The organism is Stenotrophomonas sp. STEN033 (genome assembly GCF_056856655.1).
On sequence record NZ_JBXFWM010000008.1, the window covers coordinates 49,222 to 63,238 of the forward strand.

General features: G+C 64.8%; 10 protein-coding genes. 1 reads left to right on the forward strand and 9 read right to left on the reverse strand.

Annotated elements, in window-relative coordinates; translation table 11 throughout:
• Positions 1 to 279 precede the first annotated feature (279 nt).
• Positions 280 to 1,128, forward strand: a complete 849-nt coding sequence (locus AC1VXC_RS04755; protein WP_313173547.1) for an AfsR/SARP family transcriptional regulator — start codon at positions 280 to 282, stop codon at positions 1,126 to 1,128.
• A 184-nt stretch (positions 1,129 to 1,312) separates the two neighbouring features.
• Here the strand turns inward: AC1VXC_RS04755 and AC1VXC_RS04760 are convergent, their stop codons facing one another.
• The 9 genes from AC1VXC_RS04760 to mshL form a co-directional block, all read right to left on the reverse strand.
• Positions 1,313 to 2,611 (reverse strand): type II secretion system protein, encoded by a 1,299-nt coding sequence (locus tag AC1VXC_RS04760; protein ID WP_481539732.1) that lies wholly within the window; start codon positions 2,609 to 2,611, stop codon positions 1,313 to 1,315.
• On the reverse strand, positions 2,608 to 3,699 hold the full coding sequence (locus tag AC1VXC_RS04765; protein WP_313173545.1) for a type II secretion system protein: 1,092 nt from the start codon (positions 3,697 to 3,699) through the stop codon (positions 2,608 to 2,610). Before AC1VXC_RS04765 ends, AC1VXC_RS04760 begins: the two co-directional genes overlap by 4 nt.
• Entirely contained in the window at positions 3,696 to 6,317 is a 2,622-nt protein-coding gene (locus tag AC1VXC_RS04770; RefSeq protein WP_481539731.1) for a hypothetical protein, read from the reverse strand. The genes AC1VXC_RS04765 and AC1VXC_RS04770 overlap by 4 nt, the downstream gene beginning before the upstream one ends.
• A gap of 14 nt (positions 6,318 to 6,331) precedes the next feature.
• Positions 6,332 to 7,012: a type II secretion system protein gene (locus tag AC1VXC_RS04775; RefSeq protein ID WP_313173543.1), complete on the reverse strand. Its 681-nt coding sequence runs from the start codon at positions 7,010 to 7,012 to the stop codon at positions 6,332 to 6,334.
• Positions 7,013 to 7,026: 14 nt separating this feature from the next.
• Entirely contained in the window at positions 7,027 to 8,283 is a 1,257-nt protein-coding gene (locus AC1VXC_RS04780) for a type II secretion system F family protein (protein ID WP_313173542.1), read from the reverse strand.
• Positions 8,280 to 9,995: a GspE/PulE family protein gene (locus AC1VXC_RS04785; protein ID WP_313173541.1), complete on the reverse strand. Its 1,716-nt coding sequence runs from the start codon at positions 9,993 to 9,995 to the stop codon at positions 8,280 to 8,282. Before AC1VXC_RS04785 ends, AC1VXC_RS04780 begins: the two co-directional genes overlap by 4 nt.
• Positions 9,982 to 11,391: an AAA family ATPase gene (locus AC1VXC_RS04790; RefSeq protein WP_481539730.1), complete on the reverse strand. Its 1,410-nt coding sequence runs from the start codon at positions 11,389 to 11,391 to the stop codon at positions 9,982 to 9,984. Before AC1VXC_RS04790 ends, AC1VXC_RS04785 begins: the two co-directional genes overlap by 14 nt.
• The gene (locus AC1VXC_RS04795) at positions 11,388 to 12,125 is read right to left on the reverse strand and encodes a hypothetical protein (protein WP_482995009.1); all 738 of its coding nucleotides are present in this window, start codon (positions 12,123 to 12,125) and stop codon (positions 11,388 to 11,390) included. The genes AC1VXC_RS04790 and AC1VXC_RS04795 overlap by 4 nt, the downstream gene beginning before the upstream one ends.
• Positions 12,126 to 12,271: 146 nt before the next feature.
• Positions 12,272 to 13,999 carry a pilus (MSHA type) biogenesis protein MshL gene (mshL, locus tag AC1VXC_RS04800; RefSeq protein WP_313495736.1) on the reverse strand — a complete coding sequence of 576 codons (1,728 nt, stop codon included), beginning with the start codon at positions 13,997 to 13,999 and terminating at the stop codon, positions 12,272 to 12,274.
• Positions 14,000 to 14,017 lie beyond the last annotated feature (18 nt).

Consider the following 14,017-nt stretch of genomic DNA (forward strand, 5'->3'; position numbering starts at 1 on the left):
GCAGCATGGGTCGAGATAACCACCCCGTAGACGCGGTGTCAACGCTTGCAGGTGTGATTGCCTGGATTTGCCGCGCAAGCCCCGTCGTAGCGGCATGGTTGCGGCTGAAACCTACGTCGGGGCCGATCCGCAGCGCGCCGATTGCGCGGATTTCGCCCCACGGCAGCAGCCCGACCAAGGTCCGAACGCGATCATTCGCAGATTGATGATTGGATTGCGCTGCTTTTGCCGGTTTAACAAGTAAGGGCCTCATTTGCTGGGCCAACCGGGGGCAAAACCATGACGCACGTAGTAGAGCAGGACACGCCATGCATAGGCGCAAACCGGTGTGGCGGGCACAACAGCGCACCGGTCACGGGTCTGGTGCAGTTGATGGGGCAGGGCGACGGCCTGCCGGCACCATTGATCTATCGAAAGGGTTGGGCCCTGCTGGGCTACCTGGCGATGGAGTCAAACCGCATGCATTCGCGCACGGCGCTGGCGGCGCTGCTGTGGCCGACGCTGGGCGAAACCAGTGCACTGACCAATCTGCGCCAGGTGCTGAGCAATCTCAACCGCTTCTGCAGTGCAGCCCTCGGCACGGACATACTGCGCATCGAGCGCGGCAGCGTGGGGTTGTTCCGGGACCAGGAGATGCGCTTTGACATCGACCTGCTGCAATCGGTGCCCTGCCAGGCGGTCTATATGCTGGCAAGGCACAGCAGCTTCCTGGATGGCATGGATGATATCGCCGGCATAGATTTCCGTAGTTGGTTGGAGACCAGTCGGCAGGAACTGGATGGCAGGCTGGTTGCGGCCGCGGAGAAATGCTGTGATGAGCTGCTGTCGAGCCGCCAATGGGAGCGCGCGCTGCTGATGGCGCGCGCCTTGGGCCAGCATGATCCGTGGAACGAGGCGCACGCGCAGCGGGTTATGCGGGCCTATACCGGCAGCGGCATGCTCAGCGCCGCCGTCAATGCCTATCAGCGCTTCGAAGTGATGCTCCGATCCGAACTGGGATTGGACCCCGGCAAGGAGATACGCCACCTGTTCGCGCAGATATCCAGCGGGGCAGGGGCACTGGCATCCGCGCGGAGCGGCGGAATGGGGACGGAGCGGACGCACATGGGGCGCGTCGCGCTGGCGTGAGCGACATCCCCCGGAGCACTGCAAGGGCGTGCCTCGCGGCACGCCTTTTTCGTTCCGGAAAAGCAGCATGACGGTGCGTCCGCTGCCGGTGCAGGACAGGTTACGGCGGTGCTTTGTCTTTCTGGACGCCGCCTTGGGTGGCGGCGTTGGTGGTCGGGGTTCCATGCAACAACCGCGGCCTTGCCTACTTGAGACCTTCGGCCGCCGCCTGCTGGGGAAGCCGCGGCGATATGCCCAACATATCCGCCCTGCGTGCCTCCAGGTCGATGGTTCTGGCAAGTTCGGTCGAGCGGCTGGTGAGTGAGTACACGGTACGATCGGGGTCGTCGTCGGTGGGGTTGCCACTGGCAAATGCCGCCTCGGTCTTCTCCGCTGTCCTGACGCTTTCCACCGACTTGGCCTTGGAGGCTGCGGCGGCGACCGTGGCGCCAATCGCACTGCCTACCCCCACGATGGACAAACCGGCGCGCCAGGTCCATGCGCCATAGGTATTGAACGCTTCAGACACGGTATCGTTGCTGCCACCCATGGCGGCGGATATCTGCGCGACTGCCGACTGGATGTCGGCATCCGCACTCTTGTCGGACGCCCGTGCAAGCTCGGACATGATGGAGAGCTGCTCGGCGTAGTCCTCCATCGCCGGTACGTTGATGGCAGCAGCGGCGGCTGCATTGGCATGGGCGTGGAGGGCTGCACCCACCGATTCACCGCAGCGCAGCCGGGTCCACACCTGCTCCAGGCCTACCGCGCGTACCCTTTCGGGATGTTCGACGCTGGCAGGTCGCCGTGGAGAGGGCAGTGCGCTGCTCGCCGCGGAGTCCAGTGAAGCGGTGGAGAGTGCATAGGCGATATTGCCCACCATGGCCTCGCCGCTCCCCTCCGCGCGCAGGGTGCGCAGCTGCCCGGCTTGCAGTCCACCGTTCATCGCGCTGCGCAGTGCGTAGCAGAAGTCCAGGCCATTGACCTCGAGGTCGGCTGTGTCGTCACAAGCCCCCGGCTTCGTGCAGGTGTCGGGCAGCATCACCATCGAGGCGATGCTGGAAGACGTGGCATTGCTTAGCACCTGCAGGGTGGGCGCGCGGTTGGCTGCCACGGTGAGGTCGGCGTTGACGGTTGTCACATCCGGATCAACAGCGGCGAGCGCATTGTTGCGATAGACCGCGTAGCGCAGGCCGGCAGCGCGCTGGTCCGGGAGACCGAGCTCCCGGTACGGCAGCTGGCCATGTTCCAGACTGCAGTCGGGGATGCCGTTGTTATCGGCAGCCGGGCAGGGCAGGTGATGATTGCTTGCCGCATAGGCCAGCAGCGCATCGTCGGCGCGCTGCAGCAGCGTGCGTTGCATGATCTGCTGGCTCTCGCTGTGGCTGAGCATCAGCCACCGTGCCAGCAGCACGCCAACGATGCCCAGGATCACCAGCGATACGGTAAGTTCGATCAGCGAGAAGCCACGTACGCGGGATGAGGAAATGTTGGGGTGACTCATTTATCGATTCCTGCGCTGTCCAGGGCTATGGCACTCTGCTTGGCGGCCTGGCTTGCTGCGGAGGCCTTCTGCCACTGTGTGGCGGCGATCTCCTTGGCTTGTTTTGCCGCTTGCAAGGCCGCCTCGGCCTCTTCCACCTCACCGGTGGCGAGGTGGACCAGATAACTCGCATAGCCGATGCCGGTGAGTGCATTGGCATGCTCGCCCAATGCGATGGTGATCTTCAGCGGCGTTTCGAAGTCGCCTGGTGTGGTCATCACTGCGGCAATTGTTTCATCGAATATTGCGAATGCCAGTGCGGCGCCGGCAGCGGCCATGCCGGCATCGGTGGCGGCCTTCAGCGCACGCGCTGTCCGCTCGTCGAACTTCCGGAACCGGGCATTGAACTCGGCGACCCGAGCGGTGCTGTAGGCCGCTGCCGCGGACTGCGCGGCTCCCTGCGCACGACCCACGCGGTCACTGCAGGACAGACGGCTGGACAGCTCGCCAATGCCGGCGGCCTGGGTGAGGCGATGCGCATTGTCTGGCAACCCGGGCAGGTGAAACGCAATTGCGGCACTGCCGACATCCGCGCCGACATCGGCGCGATGGTTGTTGATGGCCAGTGCATAGGCTGCAGCAAACTCGATGCCAGGAAGCTTCGGCGCGGTTTTCTGCAGGTCCATCAGGCGCAGGCACAGGTCCAGCCCGTTTATCGGCGAGGTCGGGTTGGTGGCAGTGCCATCGGGGATGCGCGGGGAAAAATGGCTGCCAAGCGTCGGCAGCAGATCCGCCTGCACCTGGTAGAGGATGCGCGTGTCGCTGGACAGGCCCAGGTCGCGTACCGGTAGCCATCCGGCGGTCTGGCCCGGATTGGCACGGCCATCACCATCGGTGTCCGCCGCCGGAAGCTTCAGGTTGGCACGCAGATACCCCAGCAGGGCATGCTCGGCCTGTGCCATCCGTTGTTCGTCATTGTCAGCCTTGAGCACCTGCGTGCCCGCAGGTATCAAGGCGAACACCACGGCCGAGATCAACCCTGCAATCACCAGGGCAATGGCCATCTCGACGAGGCTGAAGCCGCGTTGTGCGTGACGATGGATGGTCATGGCGTAGCCACCGCGGGGCGCGCTGGGCCCACCGCGCCGCGCGTGTCGGCCTTCAGCAGCAGCGCGGGAGCGCCCACTACCAGCGCCTCCTCGTTGCCTGAGCCCGGCCCTGCTGCATTCTGCAGCGTGAGATATTTGGCTTCCAGCTCCTTGAAGCGGGCCTCGGTCTGTGTGCGATTTGTGATTGCCTTGTCCGCACCTTCCTTGGCCTGCAGCCAGTCGCCATAGGCGCGGGAGTAGGGATAGCGGGAGCACTCGGACCCCGATTGCCCGGTCGTCCTGAGGAAATCGCAGGCATCGCCGGACACCACGTTTTCCGTGCTGATGAGATGTACGCCATTGGCGCCATCGATCGGCAGCTCGTTGTAGCGCCAGACATTGCTGGTGTCCCAGGTGAACGTCGGGACGCTGGTATCGATGACGACCCTGCGATTGTTCCAGCTGGTCGGGTACCTCAGGTAGGGCGAGCTTTGCCGGTCGTAGGAGCGTTTGGTAGCGTCGCGGTCGCGCTCCTTGTTTGCCAGCGCGTCCTTTGCGCGCTGCAGGTCAAGATCGATCATCGGCGTGCATTGGGCGTCATAGTTGATCGGCTCCCCGGCACCCGGGCTGAGTTCGTTGAACACGCGGGTGGAGCCATCGGGGTTGGCCAGGGTATAGGTGCAGGTTTTCATGTAATGGACCTGCTGGCGCGAGTTCTTGCAGATCTGCATGGAGTCGGGGTTGTTGGCCCCGCGACATACGTTTTCGGCGTCCTTCTCCGCACCCGCAACCAATCCCAGCCACTGCGTCCGGTTGGCTGTCTTCTGGTCGATGGCACGCTTCATGTCATTGGCCTCGCGCTGCAGCACGGTCCATCGCTGGGCATAGCCGCGACGGAGCTTGGCATCCTGCAACGCATTGGGCAGGAAGCGGGTCACCGAGCTCCAGCCCGCGGGTTCCGGTGGGATGACCGCGACGCAGTTGCCGTTGCTGTTCTTGTATGGGCCGGAGCCTGTGTACTCACAGGTGGTTCTCTTGTACTTGGCCGCGGATGGGCCCAGCACCATCAACGAGGCCAGCGATGCGTCCTCGAACGGCAGGATGCGGTTGACGTAATACACCTGTTCGGCGGCGACCATGTTGCGCTCGGTCACCTTTGCGCTCTCGACATCCTGCTTCAACCCGGGCTGGAAGCCGGTTTTTTCCTCACACTCGTATTGCGGGATGCCCGCGTCGTTGAAAATCAATTCTCCGGCGGGGTCCCGGCGCTGTATCGGTAGTCCGGTGGTGGGGTCTGTCTTCGTCTCGCAGACGGTTGCATCGGCGCCGTACAACATCTTTTCCATTGATTTGAGCACCCCCTCGACCGAGGTTGTGTCCGGCCGCTGCCCTGATTCCTTGGCGCGATCACGCGCCTTGACGTTCGCATCCAGGGCCAGGCCGATGGGCACCAGCGCCACGGTGTTCTGCACCAGTGCCGAGATCGACTGGATCATGGCGCCCACGCTGAGGATATTGGCGATGATGTCCTTGCCCAACGGCGCGCAGACAATACCGAGCGAGGCGATGCATATCGCGGTATCGATCCCCAGGGTGACACCGTGGAATACCGCCGATTGGATGGAATCCACCAGCGTCAGCGAGCTGAGCACGATGGAGGTGATCGCCATGACCTGGGCGAAGGTGGCATCGCGGACCTGGGCCTCACCGTTGCCTTCATTCGTGTCCTGGAAATCGATGACGGTGGCATGATTGGCGACGGCACCGGCCAACACGTCCATGGACAGCAACGCCACGCTGCTGGGGGCCTCCATCGCGTTCGTTGCCGCGTACTGGCGGCAGCCCACCAGTGGCGCCAGCTCGGCGAAGGTGCGGGCAAGCGTGCGGTCGTCGTAGTCGACATCACCCGGCTTGGCGGGACTTGGCAACGCCGCTGAGGCGGTGCTGTCGAAACGGCTGCCTTCATTGCCGGTGATACCGGCCGCTACCAGGCCATAGGCAAGGTTGTACTGCTGGTCTGCGGTCCTCGTGGTGGCGTAGGCATCGGCGATGCCGCCGGAAACGGCGTTCTGGCCGAGCGCGGCGCAGAAGTCCAGGCCATTGCCCTGGCCCGCGGCCGGATCGACATAGTCCTCGAAGGCTTCGCCCTGCTCGTTGACCGGGATGTAGGCGTCGCCGGTGTCGGAGAGGGCCGGTTGGCGGTGCTGCGCGCCAGCTGGGTCCGTGGCGATCACGCCGCGTGATACCGAGTAGCGGATCGGTCCGATGCCGGCCCCGAGTTCCATGGCACCCGGAAGTACGGCCACGGGAAGGAAGCCGACGGCCTGCGGCGAGCCGGCGCTGCCATCATCAACGCAGCTCTCCAATACGCTGGAGGGTTCCTCGCTCCAGCGGCTGGCCGGGCAGGGCAGGCGTCCATATGCTGCGGCATACGCGGTGAGGGCTTCGTCCGCCCAGCGCAGGGTGTGCTGCTGGTTGCTTGCCTGGGCGAGTGGTCGCTTGGCGTTGAGGAGCAGGGTGGCGGCGGCCACCGCCACGCCTGCCAGCATCAGCACCAGCATGACCTGCAGCAGGCCAAAGCCGCGTTGGGCGGGGGGTGTGGAGGTATCGGCGAGTGGATCAGGGCTGACGTTGTGCATGACTGCAGGTCCGATTACTGGCTCATTTTTATGTAGGCGGTGACCGTTGCGCTGGCGGCATCCATGCTGGTGGTTGCATTGCTCATTTCGTCGCGCGACCAGGCGGCGTTCTCCGTGGGGGTGGCGACCTTGTTGGTACCTGGCCGCTTCTCGCGCACACGCCCTGCGCGCGCATCGACCTTGCCGTCGATGCGTTGATCCAGTTGCTGTGCCAGCTCCGGCGTCAGACCGTGGAGTACCAGCACGTTGCGTGTTCGCTGGACGTAGCCGGTGGAACTGGTTGGTTCGTGCCAGCCGGAGATCGCCTGCAGGCAGACCTGCAGGCGTTGCGGCAGGCCATTGCGGTCCTGGTAGATGTAGGCATCCTGGCGGCCCTCCATTGCACCTTGTGGCAGGGTCACGCCCGCCTTGAGCATCTCGTCGACCAGCTGCGTGCTGCACAGCGCGGTCGCGGCGGTGCCGCCACCAATCATGCCGGTGAGGGTTCCGTCGTTCGGCACGCTACCGGTCTGGCTCGCGTAACGGTCATAGGCGAGAATCCAGCCCTGCACGAACTCGCTGCTGATGCGTTCGGCGACCGCGCCGCGGTAGACGTCGCGGCCGACAGTGACCGCACCCAGGATGAGCGCGATGATGACCAGCACCACCGACATCTCCATCAGGGTGAAGCCACGGTTGGATCGGATTGATTTCATGGTCGGGGCGGTCCTTACATCTGCGGCGATGTGATGGCCTGCTGTACCAGGTCGTAGACCGGTAGCAGCAAGGCGACGATCAGGAAAACGAACATGCCGCCGCCGAACAGGACGACAACCGGCTTGATGATCTCCGACAGGTTGGTGATCAGGCGCTGCAGGCGCAGGCTGTACTCCTCGGACAGCCGCGAGAACTGGCTGTCCAGGGTGCCGGTATCCTCGCCAACGCTGATCATGCGCACCATCATCGAGGGGAAACCGCCCACCTGGCGCATAGCCGAGGACACCCGGTCACCGCGTTCAAGCACCTGGCGGATGGCGATGATGCGATCACGGTAGTACTCGTCACGCATGGCGCGCTCCATCACCTGCAGGCTGCTGACCATGTCGACGCCGGCGCGGATCAGCAGGGCCATGTATTCGGTGAAGAAGGCCAGTCCCGAGGAGAACATGATGGTCTTGGCGATGGGGAGCTTGTGCAGTGTGTAGTGCACGGCGCGACGGAAGCGCCGGCTGTAGCGCCAGGTCACCCACAGCACGAAGGCCAGCGCCACCATGCCGGCGGCGATCATGGCGATGTGCCCGATCAGCCACTCGGAACTGCGCATCACCCAGACCGTCAGCGGCGGCAGCTTGGCGTTCATCTGCTTGAAGAGGTCGGACAGGTTGGGGATGACGTAGTAGATCCAGAAGCCACCGGCGGCGAAGATCGCCGAGAACACGAAGGCCGGGTAGATCAAGGCCTGGCGGGTGTCGGCGGTCATCCGCGAGATGCGTTCGACGTGGTCGGCCGCTTCCATCAACATCTTGTCCATCGAGCCGGTTTCATCGCCGATCATGATCAGGTTGCGAACCGTCTCGGGAAACGCATCCGGATAGCGGCCGAAGGCATCACTCAGCGATGCACCGGCATCCAGCTCATCCAGCAGGCGCCGTGCCAGCCGGGCCGGATTGGAAGCACGGCCGGAACTGACCTCGTTGGCGACTGCGCGCAGTGCCTCCATGACCGGAATGCCACTGCTGGTCATGACCGCCAGGTCGCGCAGCATGCCGGCCAGCTCCACCGGCTTGATGCTGGGCTTGATCAGGTGGGTGATGGAGCGCTGGGTTTCCGCCAGCCAGCCAGGGAAGCGGTAGAGTTTCAGCACCACCGCATCGAAGTTCTTCTCCAGCCACATGCGTGCGGAGGCATCGTGCTCGACCGCCAGCTGGGTTACCCCTGCGCGGACGCGGCCGTTGGAGAGCAGCAGTCGGTAGTAGTAGACGTTCATGGCGACGGGCCTACACCAACCACGCGCAACACTTCTTCGGTGGTGGTCTGGCCGGCGATGACACGTGCACGTGCGACCTGCTCGATGCCCTTGAAGCCGGCACCCATGGCCAGCCCGCGCAGGGCCTCGCGGCTGACATCATCGGCAATGCCATTGGCCAGGGGTTCGTCGACGATCATGATGTCGTAGACCGGCAGTCGGCCATAGAAGCCGCTGCCACGGCAGCGGTCGCAGCCGGGGCCGCGGCGCCCAAGGCTGCCGATGGGCAGCTCCAGCCATTCGCACTCCTTGTCGCTGAAGGGAACATCGGCGGCACAGAACGGACATACCTGGCGGACCAGTCGCTGGTTGACAACCGCGAGCAGGTTGTCCGCGATCACCTGTGCCTCCAGGCCCAATGGACGGAGACGAGGTACCACGCCGAAGACCGTGGTCACGTGCAGCGTCGACAACACCAGGTGACCGGTTGCGGCGGCTTCGATTGCCGCCTGTGCGGTTTCTGCGTCGCGCATTTCGCCCAGCAGGATCACGTCCGGGTCGTGGCGCAGGAAGTGGCGCAGGGCGGAACCGAATTCATAGCCGGCGCGTCGGTTGACCTCGGTCTGACCGGCACCCGGCACGCGGTACTCGATGGGGTCTTCGACCGTCAGCACATTGCGTTCGATCAAGGACTGCATGCGCAGTGCGGCGTGCAGCGATGAGCTCTTGCCCGAGCCGGTAGGGCCGGTGATGAGGATCAGGCCCGCCGGTTTGGCGAACAGGCGCTCCAGCAGGGCGACATCCTCGGGGAAGAAGCCAAGTTCCTCCAGGCCGGCAAGATCGCTGTGCTCCGGCAGCAGGCGCATGACCATGCGCTCGCCGGACTCGGTGATCAGGGTGGAGACGCGAACGGTCAGCGCGGAGTCGAGCACCGTGGCGCGGAAGCTGCCGTCCTGCGGACGGCGCTGCTCGGAGATGTCCATCTCCGAGGCGAGCTTGATGTAACCCAGCAGGCGGCTGAGCGAGTTGGGCATGGCCCACATCGGCCGCAGCACGCCGTCGACGCGGAACAGGACATGCAGGCTGTGTTCGGACGGCGCGATGTGGATGTCGGTTGTACGCTCACGAACGGCCAGGTGGAGCAGGTAGTCCAGCAACTTCTCCGGGCTGTAGGCGTGGTCGTTGTCCGTCGCAAGGCGGCGGATCTCTTTCTCCAGCAGCGCTTCGATCGGGTTCTGTGCAAAGTAATAGGTCTGCCGGATCAACCGCGCGACCTTGCCGTACTCGCCTTGCAGGAAGCGGCAACGCAGGCCACAGCGCTGCAGCACAAGCTGGGCCACGGCCGCCTGGTCGGCATCACCGAGCAGGACTTCCAGTTGATCCCCGTCGCGACGCAGCGGCAGGAACTGGCGCATCTGGCACAGTTCCCGGTTGAACATGGCCAGGATCTGCGGGTCGGCGATCGGCAGGGTTTCCGTCGGCGCGAACTCGATGCCCAGCATGCCTGCATGGGTGCGCACGATGTCCGATTCGTTGGCCAGGCCATGGCGGATCAGCAGGCGGCCGAAGCTGGTCTGCTCCACCAGGTTCTTCTGGCGGGCGTACAGCAGCTGGATCGGGTCAAGCAGCCCCTGCTCGTTTAGCAGTACGCCCAGCTTGGCCTGTTCAAGGCTTACCAGACCTTGGCTCGAGTTGGCGGAGGCGGAGGGGATGCGGGAATCAACCGTGGCCATTGGCGGAGGGATCCATGTCGTTCGAGGAGGTGGCTTGCGGCTTGCTGAGTGAAAGCAGGTGCAAGGTCAAGGGGTCCGGCGTGCCTGTTACAGGCAGGAAGCTGCGCTGCTGCATGCGCGAAAGTGCGCGCTGGGTCAGGGGGCCGAAGCGGCCGTCGAGCTGGCCGTCATAGTGGCCTTGCTGTTGCAGCCTGTACTGCAGTTCCTGCACATGCGTATTGGGCTGGCGCTGCAGCAGTTGCGTGGCGGAGATGTGCGGCACGAAGGTGGCGCGCAGCCCTTGCGCTGACCGTTGCAGGCAGAAATCGGCGCGTTGCTGCAGCAGCGCCGCGGCTTCGGCGCGGACGGCGACGCTGAGCTGTGCGCCCGTGCCAAGCCCGGCAAGGCAGCTGGCGTTGGCATACACAGGATCGGGCTGAGCGTGGGTGATGGCGGAGTGCTGCGCCGGCGCCGACGGTTCGGCGTGGGTGACCGCCGGACGCAACGAGAGGGCGAGCGCGCCCAGCACGAGGATGCCCCCCAGCGAAGCGGCCAGGGCCCAGGTATGTCTGCGCACTGCCGTCGGCGCACGGATGCCGGCCTCGGCAGCGGCGGTGCGTATCAATGCCGCATCGATTTTCCTGGGCGTAGTGCTATGCCCGTACAGGCCATAGAGGCTGCGGTCCATGATCTGGTGGATGTGGCGCTGGTTGCCTTTGCTGAGGCGATGCAACGCGCTTACCGCCGCGTCGTCGAGCGCGATGCTGCCGTCCGCACCGGCGCTGTCGAGGCGGAAATGGACATAGTCGGCAACGCGGTCCTGCGGCAAGACCGAGAGCTGCACATGCTTGCTGATGCGGCTGCTGAGCTGGCGGATGGCGGGCTGCGCCAGCGACTGCAGCAACTCCGGTTGCCCGGCCAGCACGATCTGCAGCAGCTTCTCCTGCCCGGATTCCAGACAGGTAAGCAGGCGCAGCAACTCGAGGCTTTCGATGTCCAGATTCTGGGCGTCGTCGATCAGCAGGACACAGGTGACCTGGCGCTGCCAACGCTCGAGCAGGAAGCGATTGAGGCGATCGATGTTGTCGGCGGCACTCGCTTCGGGCGACAGGCCGAAGTCACGCAACACCGCCGCAAGCAGGTCATTGCCCTGCAGATAGGTATTGAAGACCAGCGAGACCACCATGTCTTCACTTTCCAGCGCGGCCAGCAGGCGGCGTAGAAACGTGCTCTTGCCGGTACCCACCTCGCCGGTGAGCAGGACGAAGCCCGAGCGCGTGCGCAGGCAATGGCTTGCCTCCACCAGCTCGCGCTCCACCGAAGCGGTCTGGAAGTAGGCGACGCTGTCCGGCGTCGGCGGGAACGGCGAACGATGCAGGCCAAGCTGCTGCAGGTGCTGGCGGGTGGCCGGATTCATTGCTGCGTTCCGCGGATCTGCGCCAGTGCCTGGATGATCAGCGCCGACTCGCCGTTCTCCGCAGCGAGCCGCAACAGGCGTGTCTGTGCGTTGTCGGTCTGCCCGCGTGCCGCTTCAAGCAGCGCCAGGTTCACACCGGCCTGGGTGTCTTCGGGCACACGCGACAGGATCTGCCGATAGCGTTCTTCCGCGGCGAGCAGGTCGCCCTGGTTGTGTGCGATCCAGGCTTCATTGCGCAGCAGGGTCAGGCTATCGGCGGGCAGCAGCTGGCGCAGCCTCTGCAACTGCAGTGCGACGGCGGCATCGTCTTTTTGTGCCACCGCCTCCTGCAGCGTCCGGATGGCTTGGGTTATGGCGGTTTCACTGTCCCTGGTGGTAGTGGCCGCGGGCCGTGTCTGTGCGGCTGGTGCCGTACTTTTGCTGACGGTGATGTTCAACTGCTGGGACTGCACATGGACGACGTCCTGTGCCGCCGCAGCAATCGGGGGACGGTCGGTTGCGCCCCCCGCAGCGGCGGCGGGCGACGGGGTCGAGCGCGGCAGCGCAGGCGCCGCGCCAGCCACTGCCGCGGCCGGGCGCAGGGGCGGCAAGGCCGGAATCGGCGGCGCCGTGCTTGGCAAGGACGCGGGGGCGACCTGGCGGGCGGGTGCTGCCGACGCAGCCTGCACTGCGCCAGCCAGGTTGTGGGGATGCGCTGCCTGTACCGGATTGGCGTTGCTGGAGAATACGTGCACCAGTGTCGATCCCAGTACTACGCACGCCGCAGCCCCCAGCCAATACAGACGTTTCCGCGACGTCCGGCCGTGCGCCTGCGCGGCGGCCGGCGAAGTGCCGGTCGCCGTAGTCGTAGCGCTTTGGCGCAGGGCGTCGAAGATCAGGCTCACAGCACCTTCACCCGCAATACCAGCACCAGTTCGCGGGTGCTATGGGTCTTGGCGCGGGAACCGAACATGCGCCCGAATACCGGCACGTCGGACAGCCCCGGTACGCCACGATCGTCCAGCGACGCATTCTGATCGATGAGGCCGCCGAGCATCACCGTGTCACCGTCGCGCAGGTTGAGCGTGGTGGTGATGCCCTTGACGTTGACCTGTGGAAGGGTAACGGCGTTGCCGTTGGGGAACTCACGCAGGACCAGGCTGCTGGTATCGACCTCGGTCTGCATTGGATGGACCAGCAGTTCGACGCTGCCGTTCTCATGGATCATCGGTGCCACGCCGATCACCACGCCGGAGAACAGCGAATCGGTCTGGATGTCGGTGGACTGGTTGTAGGAGCCACCGCTGCCACCGGTGTTGGAGAAGTTGCTGGTGGACTTGGTGACATAGCGGATGTTGGTGCCCACGCTCAGGTAGGCGGGGCTGCCATTGCGCACGCGCACGCTGGGATTGGACAGCACTTTGACGTTGCCGAAGCCGCGCAGCACATTCACCGCCGCGGAGAACGTGTCAGTGGCGTAGCTGAGCCCCAGCGCCCGGCCCAGGCCCGAGCCAAGCGTCTGGTTGGGGAAGGTGATGGTGCGCGGCTGCTGACCCAGGCGGGTGAGGCCATCATAGGACAGCGGGCTATTGGCGTCGGGCAGGATGGTGGCGGCGGTATCGCCATAGATGCCGGCGACGCGATCACGCAGCAGGTTCCAGTCGACGCCGTAGTTGCTGCTGTCGTTGAGTGTCACATCCAGGATCTGCGCCTCGACCAGTACCTGACGCCGCAGCTTCTGCTTGTTGTGCTCGATCAGTTCTTCGACGGCGCGCATCTGCGAGGGCCGTGCGCGCACGAACAAGGTGCCGCTGCCGGCATCCAGGTTGTAGCTGGCGGTGGCCGCCGGCTTGGGCTGGTCCGGGCCGGTGGGCGCAACGGCCTGCTTGCTCTTGTCGGTATCCAGGATCACGTCCAGTGCCGCCGCGAGCTGCTTGTAAGGATCATTGTCCTTGCCGACGCTGCCGCTCATGCTCAGTGATCCACGCAGTGACTGGCCACCGCCGCCTTCGCCGGCCATGCCGGCGCCGAATACGTCGCCACCGCTGTTGAGCTCCAATGACGTCACCGAGTTGAGCATGTCGACGTTGAAGATGCGTTCCTTGGTCTGGCTCACCACCAGCGCACCGCCGCGCAGCTCGCCATGCAGGTCGAACGCATCGAGGATGTGGTTGAACACCTCGCGCGCCGACACATTGCTCAGCTGCAGGCTGGAACGTTGTTTCTGCTCCAGCACCTTGGGATCGACGATGAGGTTCATCTTCAGCTCGCCGGCCAACGCCCACAGCAGCTGCCCGACATCCGCATCGAACATGCTGATGCTGACCACGCTGTGCTCCAGCGGGTCATACACCGGTGCCAGCGGTTTGGTGCTTGGTGCTGCCGTGCCCTTGTGTTCGATCGCCGCAAGGCGCTTGTCCTGGGCTTCCAGGAATTTCGCGGACTCCTCCGCGAGAGCGGTGCTGGTGCGCTCCAGTGCCTTGTGCTCGACGGGCGGAAGATCCTGCACGCTGCGTGGTGGCATGTTGGTGCACGCAGCCAACAGCAGCGTGCCGACACCACCGGCCAGCAGGCGGGGAAGATGGCGCGGCTGGCGCTGGCAGGGTGAGTTGCTGTGGTGGCTCGTCATTTCAAAGGCCTCGGAGTT